This is a genomic window from Streptoalloteichus tenebrarius, assembly GCF_024171885.1.
Classification (GTDB): domain Bacteria; phylum Actinomycetota; class Actinomycetes; order Mycobacteriales; family Pseudonocardiaceae; genus Streptoalloteichus; species Streptoalloteichus tenebrarius.
The window spans coordinates 220965-242516 of the sequence record NZ_JAMTCP010000001.1 but is presented as its reverse complement, the minus strand read 5'-3'; the positions used below and the strand labels follow the sequence as shown (position 1 = coordinate 242516).

Sequence of the window (21552 nt, the reverse complement as noted above, 5' to 3'; positions counted from 1 at the left end):
CTCCTGCCTGGCATGCGGATCAGCGGCACTCGACGTCATGCTGTGACCGACAGATTACGGAGCGGGTACGACAAACCCGATCTCGCGGTGCAGGTAGGCCCCCCGCGCGTGGCGCACCGGGAAGGCTTCTGTCATGTCGAGGGCAGGCACGGGCTCCGGGTCAGGAGCCATGGGAACGGCGACCAGACGCGACAGCAACGGATGCTCCGCCCACTCCTCCGGGGAGGGGTGCTTGTCCGCCAGCTCCCGTAGCCATCGCCCTTCGCGGACGGGGATGCTGTGTCGCACGAGCGTCGCCACATCCTCAGCGCGCCACGACCGGCCGCGCTGTGGAACGGGCTTCTGGCACTCGGGGTCGAGGAAGAGCCTGTCGCCGGACTCCCACAGCGGGACGATCCGACTGTTGTCGACGCCGAGACGGGTCGAGAGCTTCGACTCCGGGTCCACGCGCGCTGTCAACTCGTGCAACCCGTGAAGTCCGGTGGGCGGTGGAACAGCGAGGACTTCGGCCGCGCTCTTGGCCGCCTCGTCCTGCGCCCAGGACGAGGCGGCCGCGGCAGCCAGGTCTTCTTCGTCGTCCAGGAGCCAGGTCGCGACCGGGTACACCTGGTCCACCAGATCCTGCACGTCGTCGGGCACCGTAACGGTCAGCCGTCCCATTCCATCGGCCCGGTCCCGCAGTGCTCTCAGAGTCATCATCCGTTGGTCATGCGGGTACGGGTACTGCTCAGCGAGCTGGCCGTCAGCCCTGGTGGCGACGAGGACGTGCAGTTTGGGTCCGCGCTCAGCCCAATACGCCGCGCGGTCCGCCCGAGGATGACGGTGACAGCGCCCGGCCCGTTGGAGAAGCAGGGCGAGCGGGGCCAGCTCGGAAATCACGACATCGAAGTCGAGGTCCAAGGACTGCTCCACGACCTGCGTCGCCACGACGATCGCACGGCGAGGGCGTTGCCCCTTCTTACCGAAAAGATCCTCCAGTCGCGTCGTGCGAGCCGACCGCTCGTACTGCGGAAGCCGAGCATGCAAGAGGAGGAGTTCGCAGTCCGACGGGACCACTTTCCGCAGCGTCAGGTAAGTGAGCTGAGCCGCGCGGACCGTGTTCACCACGACCAGCCCGCAACCTTGACCACCCTCACGCACGATCGGGTCGAGCAGGTCCCGGCAGTTGTTCGCGAACGCATCCTCGTTGTCCGGATGCTCTCTCAGGTTGAGATGCAGGCGGACGACGTCCTTCCTCCCGACCGGACAGGGGACAGCGGTGGTACGCCCGGTTCGGGCATCGTGCAGCACCCAACCCGGATAGCTGATGCCTTCGGTGTCGACCGTCCTGCCACCGAGTGGTTCGGCAATACCTTTCTGCCGACGCCAACGAGCAGCACCGTCCGCGTATGCGCCCACCAGGGACTTCGCCACCGGCACAGGAAGGGTTGCCGACAACAGCACCACTGGGGCGCCGAATGCTCCCAACCAGCTCAGCACTCTGCGGAGGAGGGTCTGCATGTAGCTGTCGTACGCGTGAGCCTCGTCGACGATGACCACCTTGCCGCTCAACGCGAGCGACCGCATGGGTTGGTGGGTGGAGCGCAGCGCCATCGCCAGAAGCTGGTCCACGGTCGCCACGCAGACCGGGGCGTACAGACCGCGTTTTCCTCCCCGTGTCCACTCCGATCCCACCGCCTGGCCCGATGGATCCTCTTCGCCCTCTCCCGTGACGAGCCTGTCGAACTCCACCGAGCCCTTGGCTGGCTTCTCGTCGTTGCCGTCCAAGGCTCCAGCGCCGGAGGGAGACCGTCGCCGGAGGAGGTCATGGAGTTCAGGTGTGTAGGCCGCCATGGAATGGAGGAGGGAGATGACGCCGTCCTCGTCCAGGACACGGTCAAGGTCACCAATCACTCGACGGAACATCGCGTCCGTCGTGGCCATCGTGGGTAGTCCGAAGAACAGACCCTCAGCACCGGAGGCAGCTCCGAGTACCTCTGCGGCGTACAACGCCGCTTCAGTCTTGCCCTGTCCGGTTGGTGTCATCACAACCAGCAACCCAGGGCCTGTGACATGGGCGGACAGGTGCTCCACCAACGACTGCTGCACCCCGCGAGGCGCGAACGAGAACCGCTGCTCGAATCCCAGAACATGTCGACGAAGACGGCGCAGACCGATGTGTTCGAGCTCAGCGGACACCTTCGCCACACCGGAATTCAGGAAGGGACGGACAGTGTCGGGCGTCCACTCGGTCGGCAGCTCAGCGAACCGTCCGTTGATGTACCGCTCCTGCGAGACGATCCAGTCGCCCAGCGGTACGACACCACAGGCTGCCATGGCGAACCGTCGTAGGTGGCTCTGCGACGACATGTCGGGTAGCTGGGGGACATCCACGGCGCGCGCGATCAACTCCGCGATGTCCCGTCGGGAGCCAGTCCACTGTGGGCCATCCGCCAGCGTGCTCTTCATGACGGTCCCGATCCAGCTCCGCGCCAGAGGTGGAGGGATCACCCCGTGATGACCACCAACAACCTGGGCTATGAGCGCCACCCACAACTGGGTTGCGACAGCATCCGCCCCGACGGGCAACAACCCCTCCGTCTGCACGCATGCCTGTCCCGGAGCGGTGTGACCGGAACTGGTGGCTATCGGGCGCGACAGGCCGGGGTACAGCAGGTCCCAGACCTTCGGGTCCTGACTCTGGAAGCCACCACTGCACTTTCCGATGTCGTGCAGACCGGCAACGAACATGAGCCAGCGCAGTCCGGTGCGCACGTCGTCGCCGAGCTGGAACCGCTGACGCACCGCAGGAGCCAGGTAGTCGTCCCACAGAGCGCGCACAGCCGCAGCCGCATCCAACAGGTGGGCTAACAAGGGGTATGGGCGAACGAGTCCACGTGCCTTCCCCCAGACCTGATCAGGGCCGAACGGCTGAAGCCGAGGAGTGCTGTCCGCACGCTCCTTCCCGTCATCTGGCGGATCCACCCTGCGGCGATTGGCTGGTATGGGCACGTGGGCGATCATGTCCAAAGCGGGAGCGCCTGAGCGCGACCTTGGGGGAACAACCACCCAGTCGGCGCAATGACGCTCCGACGCGCCAGCCGCTCATCGCGGGGCGGTCATGACAGGAGCCTCGCTAGCCTTGTGGCCAGTCGACGTCTGAGGAGCGAAGAGTCACGATGGTCGAAGACCAAGCCCCGCTCACGATAGATCAAGAAACGGTAACGCCCCTCTGTTAGCCCAGGTCGCGAAGGGTCCTCCCCGCGCACGCGGGGGTGTGTCCACCTGGATCTGGTCGGCGACACTCAACGGCCGGTCCTCCCCGCGCACGCGGGGGTGTGTCGCTGGGCGATCGACGCGAGATCGCTCGCCAGCGGTCCTCCCCGCGCACGCGGGGGTGTGTCGGCCAGGTCAGCGGGCATCACCCTGGTGTTGAGGTCCTCCCCGCGCACGCGGGGGTGCCCAGCTTGCCCTCACCACAAGCGAGGCGAGGTCAAGTGATCCCCACGTATGGGGGTGGGCCAGGGGCTGGCCGAACCTACGACGTGAGACCGGCACAAGTGGCGAGTCCGAGCGCAAGCCGAGAGAGACCGGCGGGAGGTGGGGCAAGGTGAGGTGTGCCGGCAGGGCTGAGGAAGGGGGTGGTGTGGGCGGCCCTGGGGGCTGAGCCGCCCACACCGGACAGGTGGTCTGTCAGATCAGGGGTAGGCCGACGTAGTTCTCGGCCAGCGAGGTGGCGGCGGCCGTGGAGGAGACGGTGTACCGGAGCTGCGAGAGCTGGAGGCGGTGACCGAAGGCGTCCTCGCGAGGGTCGCGGTGAAGCATGGTGGTCATGAGGTAGGAGAAGTGCTCGGCGCGCCAGACCCGACGAAGGGCGGTGTCGGAGTAGGAGTCGAGGGCGGTCTCGTTGCCGTGCGCGAACCAGTCGACCAGCGCCGAGGCGAGCACGGTGACGTCGGCGACGGCGAGGTTGAGGCCCTTGGCCCCGGTCGGGGGGACGATGTGGGCGGCGTCGCCGGCGAGGAAGAGCCGGCCGTGACGCAGCGGCTCGGCGACGAAGCTGCGCATGGGCGTGATGCCCTTGTCGGTGATCGGCCCCCAGCGCAGCGCCCAGTCGTCGTCGACGGCGAAGCGCGTGGCCAGCTCGTCCCAGATCCGGTCGTCGGACCAGGCGTCGACGGTCTCGTCGCGGTCGACCTGGAGGTAGAGGCGGCTGACCTTGGGCGAGCGCATGCTGTGCAGGGCGAACCCGCGCTCGTGGTGGGCGTAGATCAGCTCGTCGCAGGAGGGCGGGACGTCGGCGAGGATGCCCAGCCAGGAGAAGGGGTACTCGCGTTCGAAGACGCGGAGGGCGTCGGCGGGCAGCGACCGGCGGCCGATGCCGTGGAACCCGTCGCAGGCCACGACGACGTCGCACTCCAGGACGTGCTCGGCGTCCTCGTGCCGGTAGCGGACGCGCGGGGCGGTGCTGTGGAAGTCCTCCACGGCCAACGCCTCGGCCTCGAACAGGAGCGGGGCTCCGGCCTCCAGCCGCAGGGCGATGAGGTCCTTCACGACCTCGGTCTGGGCGTAGACCATCACGGAGCGGCCGCCGGTGAGCGAGGGGAAGTCGATGCGGTGCCCCTGCCGGTCGAACCGCAGCTCGATCCCGTCGTGGCGCAGGCCCTCCTGGTCCATGCGGGCCCCGGCTCCGCACTCGCGCAGGACGTCGATGGTCCCCTGCTCCAGGATGCCGGCGCGCTGGCGTCGCTCGACGTAGTCGCGGGTGCGCGCCTCCAGCACGACGGTGTCGATGCCCTGGCGGTGCAACAGGTGGCCGAGGAGCAGACCAGCGGGGCCGGCGCCGATGATGCCCACGCGGGTCCTGCGAGGACGCGACATGCTCAATTCTCCTTGGGAGGCGGTGGAACTCAGTCGGCCTTGGCGTCCAGATCGGCGAGCACCCGCTGGGCGACGGCGAACGCGGAGTTGGCCGCGGGCACCCCGCAGTAGATCGCGGTCTGGAGCAGCACTTCCTTGATCTCGTCGCGGGTGAGGCCGTTGGTCAGCGCGGCCCTGACGTGCATCGCCAGTTCGTCGTGGTGACCGCGAGCGACCAGGGCGGTGAGGGTGACGCAGCTCCTGGTCCGCCGGTCCAGTCCGGGCCGGGTCCAGATCTCGCCCCACGCGTAGCGGGTGATGAGGTCCTGGAAGTCCGCGGTGAACGGGGTGGTCCTGGCCTGGGCGGCGTCGACGTGGGCGTCGCCGAGGACGGCACGCCGCACCCGCATCCCCGCCGCGAACCGTTCGACGTCGGAACCGAGGGAGACGACATCGGAACCCGGGACATCGACACCGGAACCACGAACATCGACACCAGAGCCGTCGGACACCACGCCGGCACCTCGGACATCGACGCCAGAACCACCGACATCGACACCGGAATCCTCGGACACCACACCCGAACCCCGGACATCGACACCGGAACCACGAACATCGACACGAGAGTTCCCGGAGACGACATCCGAACCCTGGACATCGACACCAGAACCACCGACGCCGACACCAGAGCCCTCGGACACCACACCCGAACCCCGGACATCGACACCAGAGCTGTCGGACACCACGCCGGCACCCCGGGCACCGACGCCAGAACCACCGACGCCGACACCGGAACCCTCGGGCACCACGCCGGCACCCCGGCCATCGACACCGGAACCCTCGGACACCGCGCCCGAACCCTGGGCACCGACACCAGAACTGCGAACACCGACGCCAGGACCATCGGAGACCACGCCGGGACCGGCGGGGTCGAAGTGGGTGAGGAGGGCCGCGGTCACGGCGGCGGGGCGTTCGATGCCCGCGAGGTGGCCGGCGCTGGTCAATTCGATGAGCCGCGCGCCCGGAATGCCCGAGGCCAACTCGCGGGCGTGCGCGGGTGGGGTGGCGGAGTCCTGCTGGCCGGCGACGACCAGGGTGCGGCCGGTGATGCGGTGGAGGTCGCCGCGCAGGTCGTAGGTGGCCAACGCGTCGCAGCAGGCGGCGTAGCCGGCCGGGTCGGTGGCGGCCAGGTCGGCGAGCAGGGCGGCGCCCCGCGGGCTCTCGGCGGTGGCGAGGTCGGAGAACCAGCGGCCGGGGGCGGTGGGCACGAGGGGCGCGGTGCCCTGTTGCCGCACGAGCGCGGCGCGCTCGTGCCAGGCGGCGGGGTCGCCGAAGTGGGCGGAGGAGCAGATCAGGGCCAGGTGCACGACCCGGTCGGGGTGGTGGACCGCCAGGTACGCGCCGATCGCGCCGCCGAGGGAGATGCCGGCGTAGTGGAAGCGCTCCCAGCCCTGCTGGTCGGCGAGGTCGAGGACCAGGCGGGCGAGGTCGGCGACGGTGGTGTGCCCGGGCTCGGGGTGCGGCAGCGCGGAGGCGGGTGAGCCGCCGTGGCCGGGGAGGTCGTAACGCAGCACGGCGTGGTGTTCGGCGAGCGCGGCGACGTGGGGGTCCCACACGGCGAGGGAGGTGCCGAGGGAGGGTCCGAGGATCAGGGGCGTCCCGTCCGGCTGCCCGTCGAGACGGTGGTGGAGCGGCGTGGTCACGGGTTCTCCTGGCGGGCGGTGGGGTGCGGCGCGTCCGCTCGGTCGGCGGCGAGGGCGCGGTCGACGAGGGCGCCGGCCGAGCCGAGGTACGCGGCGGGGTCGGTGAACTCGGCGAGGCGGTCCGGGGGCAGGTCGGCCAGTTCGGGCGCGGACGCCAGGACGGAGGCGAGGCTGGTCCCCTCGGTGGCGGCACGGAGGGCCGCGTCGGTGACCAGCTTCTTCGCGGCGGCCGCGCCGAGGAGCGGGGTCAGGGCGAGGCGGACGCGTTCGGAGACGATCAGTCCCTGGGTGCGGTCCAGGTGCGCGCGCATGGGTTCGGGTCGGACGACGAGCCCGGCCACCAGCTCGGCGGCGTCGCGGGCGGCGCCCCCGGTGAGTCGCAGGGCCTCCCGCAGGGTCTGCCACTCGGCGTGCCAGGCGCCGGCGGGGCGTTCGTCCTCGGCGGCCAGCGAGCCGAACAGCACGGCCGCCAGCGCGGGGACCTGGCGCGCGGTGGCGGCCAGCAGGGTGGCGCGCACGGGGTTGCTCTTGTGTGGCATGGCCGACGAGCCGCCGCCGCTGCCCTCGGCGATCTCGCCGATCTCGGTGCGGGAGAGCACGAGCACGTCGGCGGCGATCTTGCCGAGCGCGCCGGCGGTGTGGGCGAGGGCCGCGCCGAGGTCGGCGACGGGCGTGCGCAGGGTGTGCCAGGGCAGGACCGGCTCGGCCAGGCCGGTCTCTTCGGCGTAGGCGGCGAGGAGCCGCAGGCCGGGGTCGGTCCCGGCCGGGTCCCCAGGTGCCAGTTTCCCGGGTGCCAGTTCGTGGAACGCGGCGAGGGTGCCGCCGGCGCCGCCGAGCTGGGCGGGCAGCGCGTCACGCGCGGCGGCGAGGCGGCGCCGCGCGTCGAGGGCCAACGAACGCCAGCCGGCGGCCTTGAGGCCGAAGGTGGTGGGAACGGCGTGCTGGGTGAGGGTCCGGCCCGGCAACGGGGTGTCCCGGTGCGCGGCGGCGAGCCGGGTGAGGTCGTCGACCACGTGGTCGAGGTCGGCCAGCACCAGGTCCAGGGCCCGGCGGGCCACGAGCATGGCCGCCGTGTCGAGGATGTCCTGGCTGGTCGCGCCGAGGTGGACGGCGCCGGCGGCGGCCGGGTCCCGTTCCCGCACCGCTGCCGTGAGATCGGCGACCAGCGGGATGACCGGGTTTCCGCCGGAGCGGGCGCGCAGGGCCAGCCCCGGCAGGTCGTAGGCGTCGGCGCGGGCGGCCGCCGCGACGGCGGGCACGGCCGAGCCCGGGACGAGCCCCAGCCGGGCCTGCGCGCGGGTCAGCGCCAGCTCGGCGTCCAGCATCGCCTGGAGGAAGGCGACGTCGCCGGTGGCGGCCTCCACCGCCGACCCGGCCCGCACCGGGGAGAGCAGGCCGAGGTCGGCGCCCGGCGGCAGCGCTGGCGCCGGGTCGGTGGGGTCAGGGGAAGGCAAGGAACACCGTCTCCTCGTGCGGCCCGTCCCCGCCCTGGAGACGGATGTCGAACCGGTACGTCCGGTCATGTTCCCGCGTGGCGAGCAGGGTCGCGCGGCGCTCGGGCGGCAGCGCGCCGAGCACCGGGTCGGCGGCCAGCGCGTCGGCGTGCTCGGGCAGGTAGATCCGGGTGAACAGGTGGTGCAGCAGCCCTCGGGCGAAGACGCACACCGACAGGTACGGGGTGGCGCCGGGACGGTGCGGCCCCGGCGGGAGGGTGCGGACCACCCATCCGCCGTCGGCGTCGGTGGGCACCCGGCCGAAGCCGGTGAAGTCCACGCCGTTGCGGCCGAGGTGGCCGCCGGTGACCGGGTCGCGCCGCATCGAGCCGGGACGGCCGGTGAGGTCGCCGTCGGGTCCGGCCTGCCAGATCTCCAGCAGGGCGTCGGGGATGGGCTGGCCGGCCCCGTCGAGGACCACGCCCCGGATGGTGATCGTGTCGGGGTGGCCGGCGGGCGCGATGTCGCCGCCGCCGGGGAACGGCAGCGCGTAGCCGTAGAACGGTCCGACCGTCTGGGACGGGGTGGGGGGCAGCGTGCTCACAGGCGTCCTTCCTCCATCCACGTGGCGGCGGGGCCGTCGAGGACGATGTCCCAGCGGTAGCCCAGGGACCACTCGGGCACGGACAGGTCGTGGTCGTAGGTGGCCACCAGTCGCTGGCGGGCGGCGTCGTCGGTCACCGACTGGAGGATCGGGTCGTACGGGAACAGCGGGTCGCCCGGGAAGTACATCTGGGTGACCAGGCGCTGGGTGAAGGCCGTGCCGAACAGCGAGAAGTGGATGTGCGCGGGCCGCCAGGCGTTGCGGTGGTTGCGCCACGGGTAGGGGCCGGGCTTGATCGTGGTGAACTGGTAGCGGCCCTCGTCGTCGGTGAGGCAGCGGCCGACGCCGGTGAAGTTCGGGTCGAGCGGCGCGGGGTGGTCGTCGCGCTGGTGGGCGTAGCGGCCGGCGGCGTTGGCCTGCCAGATCTCCACGAGCTGGCCGCGCACCGGCCGGCCGTCGCGGTCCAGGACCCGCCCGGTGACCGTCAGGCGCTCCCCCAGCGGCTCCCCGGCGTGCTGCCGCGTGAGGTCGTTGTCCAGCGCGGTGACGTCGGTGACGCCGAAGACCGGGCCGGTCAGCTCCATGACCTCGGGGTCCTCGATCGCGACCAGCGGCTGCTTGGGGTGGCGCAGGGCGCTGCTGCGGTAGGGGAGGTAGTCGCGGTCGGGGTGGAGCCGCTCGGGCGCTCCCCCGGCCCGCAGGTCCACATAGGACTGTCGGAGCGCGGCGATCTCGCGGTCGATCTCCCGCTGGCTGGCCAGCGACGGGGCGGCCCCCGGCGGCGGGGTGGGTGGGGTGCTCATGGGTGGGAGCTCCTGTGGGGTGACGGGGCTGGGTCAGCGTTCGAGGAGCAGCGCGAGCCCCTGGCCCACGCCGATGCACAACGTGGCCAGGCCGGTGCCGCTCCCGGCCCGCGCGAGCTGGTGGGCGACCGCGCCGGCGATGCGGGCGCCGGAGGCGCCGAGCGGGTGGCCCAGCGCCACCGCGCCGCCCCTGGGGTTGACGATCGCGGGGTCCAGTTCGGGCAGGGCGGCCAGGCAGCCCAGGGCCTGGGCGGCGAACGCCTCGTTGAGTTCGACGACGTCGAGGTCGCCGAAGGAGCGGCCGGCCCTGGCGAGGGCGCGCTGGGTGGCCTCGACGGGGCCGAGGCCGAAGTACTGCGGTTCGATGCCGGTCACCGCGCTGGTCACCACGCGGGCCAACGGCTCGCGGCCGATCGCGCGGAGCCCGGCCTCGTCGGCCAGGATCAGCGCGGCGGCGCCGTCGTTGAGCGGCGAGGAGTTGCCGGCGGTGACGGTGCCGTCGGGGCGGAACACGGTCTTGAGCCGGGCCAGCGCGGCCAGCGAGGTGTCGTGGCGGATGCTCTCGTCGCGGCTGGCCTCGACGCCGTCGACGGCCACGACCTCCGCGTCGTAGTCGCCCTCCCGCCACGCCCTGGCGGCGCGCTGGTGGCTGGCGAGGGCGAACTCGTCCTGCGCCTCGCGCGTGATGCCGTACTTGTCGGCGATCAGCTCGGCGCCCTCGCCCAGCGCGACGGTCCACTCCGCGGGCATGCGCGGGTTGACCAGCCGCCAGCCCAGCGTGGTGGAGACCAGCCGCTGGTCGCCGGCGGGGAAGGCGCGCTCGGGCTTGGGCAGCACCCACGGCGCGCGGCTCATCGACTCGACGCCGCCGGCGATCACGATCGAGGCGTCGCCCAGCGCGACGGCGCGGGCGGCCTGGATGACGGCCTCCATGCCCGATCCGCACAGCCGGTTGACGGTGGCGCCGGGGACGGTGACCGGGAGGCCGGCCAGCAGCGCGGCCATGCGCGCGACGTTGCGGTTCTCCTCGCCGGCGCCGTTGGCGTTGCCGAGGATGACGTCACCGACGCGGGCGGGGTCCAGGTCGGGAGAGCGGTCGAGCAGCGCGCGCAGCACGCCCGCGGCGAGGTCGTCGGGGCGGACCCCGGCGAGCACCCCACCGTAACGGCCGATCGGCGTGCGGACGGCGTCGACGACGTAGACGTCGCGGGGGCGCTCGATCATCACATCTCCCTGGACTCGTGGGCTGGGGAGGCCGCGCCGGCGCGTAGGTCGGGCGGGATCCGGACCGGGGCGGCGGTGCGGGCGACGATCTCCTCCGGCGACACGCCCTCGGCGGTCTCCACCAGGACCAGACCGTCGTCGGTGACGTCGAGGACGCCGAGGTTGGTGATCACCCGGTGGACGCAGCGCCGGCCGGTGAGCGGCAGCGTGCACTCCTCGACGATCTTCGAGGTCCCGTCCTTGGCGGTGTGCTCCATGACGACGATCAGCCGGCGGACGCCGTGGACGAGGTCCATGGCCCCGCCCATGCCCTTGACCAGCTTGCCCGGGACCATCCAGTTCGCCAGGTCGCCGCGCGCGGAGACCTGCATGGCCCCGAGGATCGCGGTGTCGACGTGGCCGCCCCGGATCATGCCGAAGGACAGGGCGGAGTCGAAGAAGGCCGCGCCGGGCAGGACGGTCACCGTCTCCTTGCCCGCGTTGATCAGGTCGGGGTCGACCTCGTCCTCGCGCGGGTAGGGGCCGACGCCGAGGATGCCGTTCTCGGACTGCAACACGACGTGCACGCCGGCCGGCAGGTGGTTGGACACCAGGGTCGGCAGCCCGATGCCGAGGTTGACGTAGGAGCCGTCGGTCAGCTCGGCGGCCGCGCGCGCGGCGATCTGTTCCCTGCTCCAGCCCATCAGCCGCGCACCGTCCTCTTCTCCACCTGCTTGTCGGCCGCCTGCTCGGGGGTGAGGGGCAGCACGCGCTGGACGAAGACACCGGGCAGGTGGATCGCGTCGGGGTCCAGCTCACCCGGCTCGACCAGTTCCTCCACCTCGGCCACGGTCACCCGGCCCGCCATGGCGGCGAGCGGGTTGAAGTTGCGCGCGGCCCTGTTGAACACCAGGTTGCCGTGCCGGTCGCCGCGCGCGGCGCGGACCAGCGCGAAGTCGGTCCTGATCCCGCGTTCCATGACGTGCTCGACGCCGTCGAACTCGCGCACCTCCTTGCGCGGGGAGGCCACGGCCACGGTCCCGTCGGGCGCGTAGCGCCAGGGCAGGCCGCCCTCGGCCACGGCGGTGCCCACGCCGGCGGGGGTGAAGAACGCGGGGATGCCGCAGCCGCCGGCGCGCAGCCGTTCGGCGAGCGTGCCCTGCGGGACCAGCTCAACCTCCAGCTCGCCGCCGAGGTACTGGCGGGCGAACTCCTTGTTCTCGCCGATGTAGGAGGCGGTGACCCTGGCGATGCGGCCGGCGGCCAGCAGGACGCCGAGGCCCGCGCCGTCCACGCCGCAGTTGTTGGACACCACGCTGATGCCGCGCACTCCCGTGTCGTACAGGGCGCTGATCAGCACCGAGGGCACCCCGCTGAGCCCGAAGCCGCCGACGGCGAAGGACGCGCCGTCCCGCACGCCCGCCACGGCCTCGGCCGCGGTGGCCACCACCTTGTCCATCGCGCACGCGCTCCGATCGTCCGCCCGAGATGTTCCCTGTGTTCGCCCAGTGAACTATCGTTCAAAATCGACTGGCGCTGAGTCTGGTCCGCCGGACGCGGCGCTGTCAACGCCTCCCGCGGGGTGTGGTCGGAGAGCCGGCGGGCGCCCGGCCCGCGCCGGTAGCGTCCGTCCACACCCGACACCGACTGGAGGACGCATGCCGCGCCCGGCCACCGCCGCCCCCGTCCCGGACACCCCGTCCGGCGACGAACTCGTGGGCCCGCTCGATCGCGGACTGACCGTGCTGCGCACGCTCGCCACCAGCCAGGAGCCCCGGCTGCGGCCGGGCGACCTCGCCCGCGCGACCGGCCTGGCCCGCGCCACGGTCGACCGGATCGTCTCGACCCTGGCCCGCCTCGGCCACGTCCGCGTCGAGGGGCGCGAGGTGCTGCTCGCCCCGCGCCTGCTGGAGATCGGCAACGCCTACCTGGCCGCCAGCGGCATCCCGTCGGCGCTGGGGCCGCACCTCGCCCGCCTGGCCGAGGACCTGGACGAGTCGGTGTCGGTCGCCGTCCCCGACCACGAGGTGGTGCGGCTGCTCACGCAGCGGACGCGTCCCCGCGCGGTGCGGCTCTCCTTCCGGATCGGCCTCCCGCTCCCCGCCGACCGCTGCTCCCCCGGGCCGCTGTTCGCGACCTCGTGGGACGAGGAGGACTGGCGGAGGTGGGACGAGAGCGCCCGGCTGCGCGAGCTGCCCGCCGACCGGGTCGCGGACTTCCGGCGGAGGGTGGCCGAGGCGGGCGAGACCGGCTTCGCCGTGGACGACCAGTACCTCGAACCCGGCCTCATCGCCGTGTCCGTCCCGGTGCCGGGCGCGGACGGGACCACGGCGTGCACGGTGAACGTCGTCAGCGACACCAGCCGGCACACCGCGCGGGGTCTTGTCGAGCACGCCCTGCCCCGGCTGCGGGCCAGCGTGCCCGCCATGGCCGCCGACCTCGCCCGGCCCGCCGCCGAGAAGCCCGCGGGACGGCCCGTGGCGGGCGGGCTGCGCGCGCACAAGGACGAGCTGGGCCCCGAGTTCCTCCAGTCCCTGGCCAGGGGGTTGGCCGTGCTCACCGCGCTGCGCGCCCCTGGCGGCCGCACGTTGTCGGAGGTGGCGGACGCGACCGGCCTGCCGCGCGCCACCGCGCGCCGGGCGCTGCTCTCCCTCCAGCAGCGCGGCTACGTGGCCCCGGCCCGCGACCAGCGACGCTTCGCGCTCCAGCCCCGGGTGCTGGAGCTGGGCTACGCCAAGCTCTCGCGGCTCACCTTCGAGGAGATCGTCCAGCCCCACCTCGCCGACCTCGTCGAGCAGGTGCACGACTCCGCGTCGGTGGCGGTGCTCGACGGCGAGGACATCCGCTACGTCGCGCGCGTGGCCACGGTCCGGATCATGAGCGTCGACATCCGGGTGGGCACGCGGTTCCCCGCCTACGCCACCGCCATGGGCCGCGTCCTGCTGGCCGGCCTCCCGGACGAGGAGCTGGCGGAGCGCCTGTCCCGCCACGAACCGCGCCCCTTCACCCCGCACACGCGGACCACGCGCGAGGCGTTGGCCGTCGCCGTCGACAACGCGCGCCGGGATGGATTCGCCCTGGTGGAACAGGAGTTGGACGAAGGGTTGCGCTCGATCGCGGTGCCGCTGCGCGACCGCGCCGGCCGGGTGGTCGCGGCGGTCAACGTCGCCACCCCGGTCAGCCGCAGGACCAGCGCCGATCTCCGGGAGCGGGTGCTGCCGGCGCTGCGCGCGACCGCCGACCGCATCGCCGTCGACCTCGCCGAGGTCGGGGAACGGGGGTTCCTCCCCCTGCCCTGACGACACCCCGAGGGCGGAGCCGGGCAGTTCTGTCCACAAAGGACGGACATGCGGGGCGCCCGCCAGATCGGCCGGGTGTTGTCCACGGGCTCGTCCTGGCGACGGAGGGGGACGCCAGGACGAGCCGCGGCCCGACATGTCAGGGAAACAGGGACTCGCGTCCACAAGGGACTTGTGATCAATCGCTGTTCCGTCAGGTCACACCGATCAGTGGCGACCCTCCCTTCTCCTCGTCGGTTCTTCCGCGCGCGGTCGTCGGCGGCTCAGGGCGCGGCCGGTGAGGCCAGTTCCTGGCGGATCGGGGTCACCGGGGCGGGACGGCCGGGGCTCACCTCGCGGCGCAGCGTGGCGGCGAGGCAGCGCTCGCAGGGGACTCCCTCGCCCAGCTCGCAGATCTCGGACAGGGTCAGGCGCAACACCGTGCCGCAACAGGCCCTCGGGTGGTGCGACATGAACTCGCCCGGCGCGAGCCGGACCATGTGGACCACGCGTCGGGTCTCCCCCACCACGCCGGGCAGGTAGCGCACCAGGACCGTGACGGGCTCGCCAGCGCCCACGTCGCCCCGGACACCCCACCGGACGGCGCTCAGCCCGTAGCGCGCCCGCCAGGTCGCGGCAGCCCTGGCGACGGCGACCGGGCTCGCCGACGCCCACTCCAACAGCACCCCGTCCGGGGTCTCGCCCACGACGTGAAACGCCTTCACGTCAACGGAAGGCTCAACGTCGGACCGTCCCTCCTGGACGGACACGGGCGGACGGACGGGCGTCGCCTCGCCGGAACCGGGGCTGTCACTGGTCATCGCGCTCTCCCTGACTCGCTCGACATCACCGCGTGCGGTCAGGGTTCCCCTTCCCGGCGCGGTCAGGGACACCGGAGTGCGGAAGCGACGGTGGGGAGGATTACGGGAGGATCTTGGGAGGGTATTCACCCGATAGCGGGATGTGTTTCCGTGGTGACGGACAGTGCCAGACTGGGGGAGTCCGGGAGGAGGCCTGATGCGACCGACGCGCACCCCCAACGACCACCTGCGACGCGCCCGCGAACGGCGTGAGTCCCAGCGGTACCCGGGACATCCGCTGTCCCGCGCCGAGTTGGCCGAGGCGGTCAACGCGTGGATCTACGAGAACCGCAACCGCCGCGTGGCGGCGCTGGACGCCCACTACGTCGCCAAGCTGGAACGCGGCGAGATCCGGTGCCCGCAGGACGACTACCGCGCGGGACTCCGCGCCGTGCTCGACGTCGCCACCGACCAGGAACTCGGCTTCCAGCCACGCCACCGCAGCGCCCCTCCCCCACCGCCGGCGCCCCCCGCGGCGGTGCCGATCCCGAGCGGCCCCTCCGCGCACCCGCCGGCGCTGGGCGAGCTGATCCGCCCGGTCGCGTCGTTACCCACCCCCGGCGCCGTCGGACGCCGGGAGATCACCGAGATCAGGAGCGTGGAGCGGATGTACCGGGCGTGGGACGCCACGCACGGGTCGGGACTGCTCCGGAGCACCATCGCCGAACACCTGCGTTACGCCAACGAACTCCTCAAGGCCCGCTGCCCGGAGCCCCTCCGGGAGGAGCTGTACTCCGCCGTCGGCGGCCTGGTCCACGCCGCCGCCTTCTTCGCCTTCGACGCCGGCTCCTACGAGGAGGCCGAGCGCCTGTTCCGGGCCGCCGCCCACTACGCCGAACTCGGCGGCGACTGGCACCTGCGCGCCAAGGTCCTGTGCTCCCTCGCCCGGACCTCGTTCTGGCGGGGTGATCCGGACAGCGGACTGACCTGGATCGAGTACGCGATGGTGCGGGCCGACCGGCTCACCCACACCGAACGCGCCATGCTCACCGCGGTCCGCTCCCGCGCCCTGGCGTTACTCGGGCGCGTCCAGGACACGATCCGCGCCGTGGGCGAGGCCGACGAGTACATCGGCCAGTCCAACCCGGCCGACGACCCCCCGTGGGCCGCCTACTACGACGCGGCCGAACACGCCGGCGAGACCGGCCACGCCCTGGCCGACCTCGCCCGCCACGGCCACCGGGCCGACGAGGCCGCCGCCCGGCTGCGCGAGGCGATCCTCCACCACGGCCCCGAGTACGCCAGGGCCAGGGCCTTCTGCCAGCTCCGGCTCGCCCGCCTCACCCTCGCGGTCGGCGACCCCAGGGAGGCCGTGCTGCTGGGCGAGCAGGGACTGACCAGCGCCACCACCATCCGCTCGCACCGCATCACCACGGTCCTGCTGACCCTGGGGCAGGCCGCCGAGCGACACCGGGCGATCCCCGAGGTCGCCGCGCTCCGCGACGCCGTGGCCGAGGCGGTCACCCCGTGACCACCACCGTCGACACCGCCACCGTCGTCCGCGCCGCATGCGCCCGCGTCGGCCTCCCCGGCGCCGAGGCCAAGCTGATCCGGGTCGCCGAGAACGCGCTCTACCGACTGCCCGGCCGCGTCGTCGCGCGGGTCGCGCGCCCCGGACAGCAGGCGGCCGCCGCCAAGGAGGTCGCGGTCTCCCACTGGCTGCACGGCCACGGCGTGCCCGCCGTGCGCGCCCTGGAGATCGAGCAGCCCGTCCTCGTCGCCGACCGCGCCGTCACCTTCTGGCACGAACTCCCGCCGCACCGACGCGGACAGCGACGCGACCTGGCGGCCGCGCTGCGCCGTTTCCACGACCTGCCCGTCCCCTCCGGCCTCTCCCTGCCCGCGCTGGACCCCTTCGTGCGTCTGGACCAGCGCATCGACGGCGCGCACACCCTCACCGAGGACGACCGCGCGTGGATGCGGGCGCACCTGCGCAGCCTGCGCCGCCGCTACACGTCCCTTCCGGCCACCCGGCCGGTCGGCGTGGTGCACGGCGACGCGTGGATCGGCAACATCGCCGTGACCCATCGAGGTCAGGTCCTGTTGCTGGACTTCGAACGCGTCGCCGTCGGCCCTCCCGAGTGGGACCTGATCTACAGCGCCCTCAACCTCTACTCCGTGGCCGCCCCCGGGGCCAGGAAGGAGTACGAGGAGTTCGTCGCCATCTACGGGTACGACGTGACGACGTGGGAGGGATACACCCTGCTCCGGGACATCCGGGAGTTCCGCATGACCTGCACCGCCGCGCAGGCCGCCGCCGAACGCCCGGAACTCCACCCGCAGGCCGCCCTCCGGCTGGCCTGCATCCGGGGCGAGCGGGGACCGCGCCCGTGGAGCGGCTGGCACTCGGTCTCCTGACCGCTTCCCGCTGCCCGCTGGCGTGGGGCCGGCGCCGGCTGTCCTTCCAGCGGCGGCACCACGCTCGCGCGTCGCCCGGTCCACCCGGTGGCGATCCTGCCCCGAGTGGTGGGGACAACCTCAGGAAGGATCCGCCGGGTGACCGGCCGGGGGGAGACGGGCCGAGTCGGAAAGCTCTCCCCCGCGGAAGCCTGTTTCCTCCCGATCAGAATCGAGACCGCAGTGCCCACCACGCAGTCCGTCCTGTCCTCGCGTTCCGTTCCGTCTCCCGGCGTGGCCCAGCGACCACCGGCCCCGGTGCGAGGCGCGTTCGCACTGTGGATCACGGCGGTGGTCGCCGGCGTGCTGGAGACAGCGCTGGCCGTCGGCGGTCTGCTTTCCGGCGACCCGGGATCCGCGGGTCAGGTCGCCGTGGGCCTCGCGATCCGGGTGCCCGTCTTCGTCGCCGCGTTGGTCGTCGCGGTCCACATGCTCAGGGGACGGGGTTGGGCGCGGACAGCCCTGACACTCGGCCTCGGTGTGCTGGGCACGGCCTCGATGGTCGTTCCCCCGCTCACCGCGCTCGCTAAGGGAAGTTCCCTCGGCGCGTTCCTCGCGGACGCCGGACCACGCGACCTCGCGTTCGGGGCGATCCGCGCCCTCCATGTCGCGGCCGTCCTCACCGCCGTGCTCCTGATGTTCGTTCCCGCCGCGAACGCCTACTTTCGGGCACGTCGAACACGATGAGGATCCCGCGCCACGCACCAGGTTGGAAGAGATGCGAGGCAATCGGGTGGCTCGCGTCATCGAGGCCAGGAAGGGAAGGCTGGCTCGGAGAAGTCGAGTCCTTCGAGTCAGCTACAGCGGTGTCAAGGACAAACTGGTTCAGGTCAATGCCACCCTCCAGCGGACATCCACCGCCACCACCTGGGCATGCCGCCGTTCGGCCGATCTCCGGAATGGCCTGTGGCCAAGGAAAATTGGGTTCAGCGAAGGTCTTGTTGGCTCATGGCGGTGACGAGGGTGGAGGGAGAACGCCCTGATGCCCTGGGGGTAACCGGGTCGGCAGCCGAACCGTTAAGATCAAGTGGGATCGGGAGAACGTCTGGCGAGACGGGACATCCGCAGGTCACGCGTGGACGACGGGTACGTGGGACACGCTCCTCATACAGAGAAGCAGCGGTGGTCCGGGCGCGTGTCCGAGGCGAACTTCCCGACTGACGCGAGGAGCGCGATGAGTCAGGCCGTGCGGAACTGGGCGGGAAACGTCGTGTTCTCCCCGAGGAATGTGCACGCGCCTGTCAGCGTGGAACATCTTCAGGAGCTGGTGAATGAAGCCGGACAGGTGCGAGTGATGGGCACCGGTCACTCGTTCAGCGCGCTCGTGGAGACGTCCAGGACTCTTCTGCGGCTCGACCGGCTTCCCCGCACCGTCGAGGTCGACGCTGACAGCCGCACCGCATGGGTCAGCGCGGCGACCACCCTGGGTGAACTGGCGCCACGCCTGCACGAGCGTGCTCTGGCTCTGCCCATTCTTCCGTCCCTGCCTCACATTTCGGTGGGCGGCGCGTGCGCGACCGCCACCCACGGGTCCGGCAACGACGTCGGGAGCCTCGCGAGCGCGGTACGGGCGGTGCGGTGGGTGACCGGGGACGGTGAGGTCAGGACGATCTCTCGGGGCTCGCCCCGGTTCGAGGGCGTGGTCGTCTCACTGGGCGCGCTCGGGGTCGTGACGCATCTGGAGTTGGACCTGGTCCCGACCTTCGAGGTAGAGCAGCACGTCTACGAGGACCTTCCCTGGTCCTCGCTGCTGGACGGTGGCGCGGAGATCTTCGCCTGCGCCTCCGCCGTGAGTGTCTTCACCGACTGGCGCCGGTCCCCCTCGGTCTGGGTGAAGCGGCGTTCCGACGACGCGCCGGTGGACCTGACCTGGACAGGGGCGCGGAAGGCGTCCCGACCCCGGCATCCGATCGCGCACCTGTCGGCCGAGAACTGCACTCCCCAGTTGGGCGTCCCCGGTCCCTGGCACGAACGTCTCCCCCACTTCCGCCCCGACCGCGTCCCCAGCGCCGGCGCCGAACTCCAGTCCGAGTACCTCCTCCCCCGGGACCGCATGACGGAGGTGTTGCGGGCGCTGCGGGAACTCGCGCCCCTGATCACACCCGTTCTCCAGGTCTCGGAAATCCGCACGGTGGGGGCGGAACCGCACTGGCTCAGCCCGAGCCACCACCGGGCGAGCGTGGCCGTGCACTTCACCTGGCGGCCGGACGCGGGCGCGGTCTCCCGGGTCCTTCCCCGGATCGAGCACGCGCTCGACCCGTGGTCTCCTCGCCCCCACTGGGGGAAGATCTCGATGACGTCCCCACGACTGCTGGCGAGCCGATACCCGTACTGGGCGGAGTTCCGCGCGTTGCGTCAGGACATGGACCCGTCGCGGAAGTTCGCGAACCGGTTGATCGAAGACTGGTTCCTGGTGGACCACGCCGGGTCAGCGGGAGACCGCGCCGACGAAAGACGCTGACTGCACAAGGAAACGCTTGTCCGCATTACTCCTGCGGGGTTTCTTGCGGTGTGCTACTGGCGGCACGCGTGAACCGACGGGCCAACACGCCGAGCCGTTCGGTGAGTTCGGGCGCGTCGAGGACGTCGAAGTCGACGTCGAGGGCGGCGAGGTAGACGGCGAGCATGTGCGGGGTGTCGGCTCCGGCGTCGAGCACGCAGGTGTCGGCGTCGGTGGTTTCCAGCACCCAGGTTGGCGGCAGACGATCGGCCACGGACGCGGCCGGCGCGCGCACCACGACGCGGGCCCGGTACCGCCAGAGGGCGTCGGCGATTCCTCGGGTGACGAAACCGACCAGGTCCTCGGCCGGCGGTTGCCGTGGCGTGAAACGGGGTCCGGTGGGGACGCGGGGCGTGAGGCGGTCCGCGCGGAAGCTGCGCCAGTCCTCGCGGTCGCGGTCGAACGCCACGAGGTACCAGCGGTGACGGGTGTACACGAGGTGGTGCGGCTCGACCGTGCGGAGGCTGGTGACGGCGTTGTGGTCGCGGTAGTCGAACCGCAGTTGGTGGTGGTCGCGACAGGCCGCGGCGAGCGCCGTGAGCACCGAGACGTCGACCTTGGGGCCCGGGCTGGGCGACGGCACGGACATGGCCCGCGCGGTGGCGACCCGGTGGCGGAGCCGGGCGGGCAGCAGGTGTTCGAGCTTGGCCAGCGCGCGCACCGAGGCCTCCTCGATGCCGGAGACCGACCCATCCGCGGCTGTCCGGAGTCCGACCGTGACCGCCACGGCCTCGTCGTCGTCGAGCAGCAGCGGCGGCAGGGCCGCTCCCGCGCCGAGCCGGTAGCCGCCGGCGACGCCGGGCGTGGAGTGCACCGGATAGCCGAGGCCGCGCAGGCGGCCCATGTCCCTGCGGATCGTGCGGGCGGCGACACCGAGCCGCTCGGCCAGGTCGGCGGTCGCCCAGTCCCGTCGGGTCTGGAGCAGGGCGAGCAGCCGGAGCAGCCGGGCCGAGGTGTCCACCATGGTCCGAGTATGCGGCCGATCGCGGCCCGATCCTGGCCGCGATGGCTCCTAGCGTGCGTCGCATGAGTCACGAGAGCAAGGTTCTGGCCGGTCGTGCCGCCGTGGTGACCGGTGGTTCGCGGGGCATCGGGCGGGCGGTCGTGCTGCGCCTGGCCGCCGAGGGCGCGTCCGTGGTGTTCAGCTTCCGCGAGGACGAGGCCGGCGCGGACCGCGTGGTGGAGGAGGTGCGGGCCTCCGGGGGCGTGGCGTGGGCGGTCCGGGCCGACCAGGCGGACCTCGCCGCCGTGGAGGGCCTGTTCACCGAGGCGGACCGGCGGTTCGGCGCGGCCGGCCTGCCCGGGCTGGACGTCCTGGTCGTCAACGCCGGGGCTTCGTTGTCGAGAACCATCGCGGAGACGAGCGAGGCGGACTACGACCGGCTGATGGCGGTCAACGCCAAGGGCGTGTTCTTCACGATCCAGCACGCACTGCCCCGACTGCGGGACGGCGGGCGGATCGTGGCGGTCTCGTCCATGAGCGCCGTCTACGCCACGCGGGGAGAGGCGGTGTACGCGGCCAGCAAGGCCGCCGTCGACCAGTTCGTCCGGGTGGCCGCGAAGGAGGTCGGGGCGAGGGGTGTCACCGTCAACTCCGTCGCTCCCGGGCCGACCGACACGGACATGCTGCGCGGCGCGGTCCCGGACGAGGTGCTGGGCGGCGTCGCCCAGATGACCCCGCTCGGCCGGGTCGGCCTGCCCGAGGACGTCGCCGGCGTCGTGGCCTTCCTCGCGGGCCCGGACAGCGGGTGGATCACCGGTCAGACCATCCACGCCAACGGCGGCCTGGTCTGAGCACACGTCCCCTGAGGCCGACGTTTGCTCGCTCACCCGAGAACGGTTCCGCGTGTCGGTGCCGCGACCGCACTGGTCGCGGCACCGATCTCCCTTGTGCCAGCCGAAATCCCTGAGAACGCGGCCTCGACATCAACC

The 21552-nt window shown here is 72.3% G+C and carries 16 protein-coding genes and 2 pseudogenes; 6 read left to right on the top strand and 12 right to left on the bottom strand.

From position 1 onward, the window contains the following. Positions 1 to 54: 54 nt before the first annotated feature. From cas3 to LX15_RS00890, 10 genes and pseudogenes are all read right to left on the bottom strand, one after another. On the bottom strand, positions 55 to 3003 hold the full coding sequence (cas3, locus tag LX15_RS00935; RefSeq protein ID WP_253667500.1) for a CRISPR-associated helicase Cas3': 2949 nt from the start codon (positions 3001 to 3003) through the stop codon (positions 55 to 57). Between the two features lie 669 nt (positions 3004 to 3672). Beyond that, positions 3673 to 4860: a 4-hydroxybenzoate 3-monooxygenase gene (locus tag LX15_RS00930; protein WP_253667499.1), complete on the bottom strand. Its 1188-nt coding sequence runs from the start codon at positions 4858 to 4860 to the stop codon at positions 3673 to 3675. A gap of 29 nt (positions 4861 to 4889) precedes the next feature. After that, positions 4890 to 5261: pseudogene (gene pcaC, locus LX15_RS00925) on the bottom strand (4-carboxymuconolactone decarboxylase); the annotation flags it as partial. Positions 5262 to 5795: 534 nt separating this feature from the next. Beyond that, a pseudogene (locus LX15_RS00920) lies at positions 5796 to 6542 on the bottom strand (alpha/beta fold hydrolase); the annotation flags it as partial. Further along, positions 6539 to 7996, bottom strand: coding sequence for a 3-carboxy-cis,cis-muconate cycloisomerase (gene pcaB / locus LX15_RS00915; RefSeq protein WP_253667498.1), 1458 nt, complete (start codon positions 7994 to 7996; stop codon positions 6539 to 6541). The gene pcaB and the pseudogene LX15_RS00920, both read right to left, overlap by 4 nt. Then, positions 7983 to 8579, bottom strand: coding sequence for a protocatechuate 3,4-dioxygenase subunit alpha (gene pcaG, locus LX15_RS00910; RefSeq protein ID WP_253667497.1), 597 nt, complete (start codon positions 8577 to 8579; stop codon positions 7983 to 7985). The genes pcaB and pcaG overlap by 14 nt, the downstream gene beginning before the upstream one ends. Continuing rightward, entirely contained in the window at positions 8576 to 9382 is an 807-nt protein-coding gene (gene pcaH, locus LX15_RS00905) for a protocatechuate 3,4-dioxygenase subunit beta (protein WP_253667496.1), read from the bottom strand. Before pcaH ends, pcaG begins: the two co-directional genes overlap by 4 nt. A 33-nt stretch (positions 9383 to 9415) precedes the next feature. Next, the gene (locus LX15_RS00900; protein ID WP_253667495.1) at positions 9416 to 10606 is read right to left on the bottom strand and encodes a thiolase family protein; all 1191 of its coding nucleotides are present in this window, start codon (positions 10604 to 10606) and stop codon (positions 9416 to 9418) included. Next, positions 10606 to 11289 (bottom strand): CoA transferase subunit B, encoded by a 684-nt coding sequence (locus tag LX15_RS00895; protein WP_253667494.1) that lies wholly within the window; start codon positions 11287 to 11289, stop codon positions 10606 to 10608. Before LX15_RS00895 ends, LX15_RS00900 begins: the two co-directional genes overlap by 1 nt. After that, positions 11289 to 12044 carry a CoA transferase subunit A gene (locus LX15_RS00890; RefSeq protein WP_253667493.1) on the bottom strand — a complete coding sequence of 252 codons (756 nt, stop codon included), beginning with the start codon at positions 12042 to 12044 and terminating at the stop codon, positions 11289 to 11291. Before LX15_RS00890 ends, LX15_RS00895 begins: the two co-directional genes overlap by 1 nt. Positions 12045 to 12243: 199 nt before the next feature. On the opposite strand from LX15_RS00890, the gene LX15_RS32920 reads away from it, so the two are divergent. After that, the gene (locus LX15_RS32920) at positions 12244 to 13884 is read left to right on the top strand and encodes an IclR family transcriptional regulator domain-containing protein (RefSeq protein WP_308213386.1); all 1641 of its coding nucleotides are present in this window, start codon (positions 12244 to 12246) and stop codon (positions 13882 to 13884) included. Positions 13885 to 14147: 263 nt separating this feature from the next. On the opposite strand, the gene LX15_RS00875 is transcribed toward LX15_RS32920, so the two are convergent. Then, complete coding sequence (locus tag LX15_RS00875; RefSeq protein WP_253667492.1) at positions 14148 to 14684, bottom strand: hypothetical protein; 537 nt, start codon at positions 14682 to 14684, stop codon at positions 14148 to 14150. Between the two features lie 196 nt (positions 14685 to 14880). Between LX15_RS00875 and LX15_RS00870 the strand changes: the two genes are divergently transcribed. The 4 genes from LX15_RS00870 (at position 14881) to LX15_RS00855 (ending at position 19581) form a co-directional block, all read left to right on the top strand. Further along, the gene (locus LX15_RS00870) at positions 14881 to 16194 is read left to right on the top strand and encodes an NsdA family TPR-like regulatory protein (protein WP_253667491.1); all 1314 of its coding nucleotides are present in this window, start codon (positions 14881 to 14883) and stop codon (positions 16192 to 16194) included. Further along, the gene (locus LX15_RS00865) at positions 16191 to 17081 is read left to right on the top strand and encodes a phosphotransferase enzyme family protein (RefSeq protein WP_253667490.1); all 891 of its coding nucleotides are present in this window, start codon (positions 16191 to 16193) and stop codon (positions 17079 to 17081) included. The genes LX15_RS00870 and LX15_RS00865 overlap by 4 nt, the downstream gene beginning before the upstream one ends. Before the next feature lie 273 nt (positions 17082 to 17354). Further along, complete coding sequence (locus LX15_RS00860; RefSeq protein WP_253667489.1) at positions 17355 to 17807, top strand: hypothetical protein; 453 nt, start codon at positions 17355 to 17357, stop codon at positions 17805 to 17807. Between the two features lie 487 nt (positions 17808 to 18294). Continuing rightward, positions 18295 to 19581 (top strand): FAD-binding protein, encoded by a 1287-nt coding sequence (locus LX15_RS00855; protein ID WP_253667488.1) that lies wholly within the window; start codon positions 18295 to 18297, stop codon positions 19579 to 19581. A gap of 25 nt (positions 19582 to 19606) precedes the next feature. On the opposite strand, the gene LX15_RS00850 is transcribed toward LX15_RS00855, so the two are convergent. After that, the gene (locus LX15_RS00850) at positions 19607 to 20584 is read right to left on the bottom strand and encodes a helix-turn-helix transcriptional regulator (protein ID WP_253667487.1); all 978 of its coding nucleotides are present in this window, start codon (positions 20582 to 20584) and stop codon (positions 19607 to 19609) included. 62 nt (positions 20585 to 20646) lie between these two features. Between LX15_RS00850 and LX15_RS00845 the strand changes: the two genes are divergently transcribed. Next, complete coding sequence (locus LX15_RS00845; protein WP_253667486.1) at positions 20647 to 21414, top strand: SDR family oxidoreductase; 768 nt, start codon at positions 20647 to 20649, stop codon at positions 21412 to 21414. The last annotated feature ends 138 nt before the right edge of the window (positions 21415 to 21552 follow it).

What these genes read in the sequence shown, in the direction of transcription:
- cas3 (WP_253667500.1), bottom strand. Translation starts at nt 3,003, where the DNA reads ATGATCGCCCACGTGCCCATACCAGCCAATCGCCGCAGGGTGGATCCG.
- LX15_RS00930 (WP_253667499.1), bottom strand. Translation starts at nt 4,860, where the DNA reads ATGTCGCGTCCTCGCAGGACCCGCGTGGGCATCATCGGCGCCGGCCCC.
- pcaH (WP_253667496.1), bottom strand. Translation starts at nt 9,382, where the DNA reads ATGAGCACCCCACCCACCCCGCCGCCGGGGGCCGCCCCGTCGCTGGCC.
- LX15_RS00900 (WP_253667495.1), bottom strand. Translation starts at nt 10,606, where the DNA reads ATGATCGAGCGCCCCCGCGACGTCTACGTCGTCGACGCCGTCCGCACG.
- LX15_RS00895 (WP_253667494.1), bottom strand. Translation starts at nt 11,289, where the DNA reads ATGGGCTGGAGCAGGGAACAGATCGCCGCGCGCGCGGCCGCCGAGCTG.
- LX15_RS00890 (WP_253667493.1), bottom strand. Translation starts at nt 12,044, where the DNA reads ATGGACAAGGTGGTGGCCACCGCGGCCGAGGCCGTGGCGGGCGTGCGG.
- LX15_RS32920 (WP_308213386.1), top strand. Translation starts at nt 12,244, where the DNA reads ATGCCGCGCCCGGCCACCGCCGCCCCCGTCCCGGACACCCCGTCCGGC.
- LX15_RS00875 (WP_253667492.1), bottom strand. Translation starts at nt 14,684, where the DNA reads ATGACCAGTGACAGCCCCGGTTCCGGCGAGGCGACGCCCGTCCGTCCG.
- LX15_RS00870 (WP_253667491.1), top strand. Translation starts at nt 14,881, where the DNA reads ATGCGACCGACGCGCACCCCCAACGACCACCTGCGACGCGCCCGCGAA.
- LX15_RS00855 (WP_253667488.1), top strand. Translation starts at nt 18,295, where the DNA reads ATGAGTCAGGCCGTGCGGAACTGGGCGGGAAACGTCGTGTTCTCCCCG.
- LX15_RS00850 (WP_253667487.1), bottom strand. Translation starts at nt 20,584, where the DNA reads ATGGTGGACACCTCGGCCCGGCTGCTCCGGCTGCTCGCCCTGCTCCAG.
- LX15_RS00845 (WP_253667486.1), top strand. Translation starts at nt 20,647, where the DNA reads ATGAGTCACGAGAGCAAGGTTCTGGCCGGTCGTGCCGCCGTGGTGACC.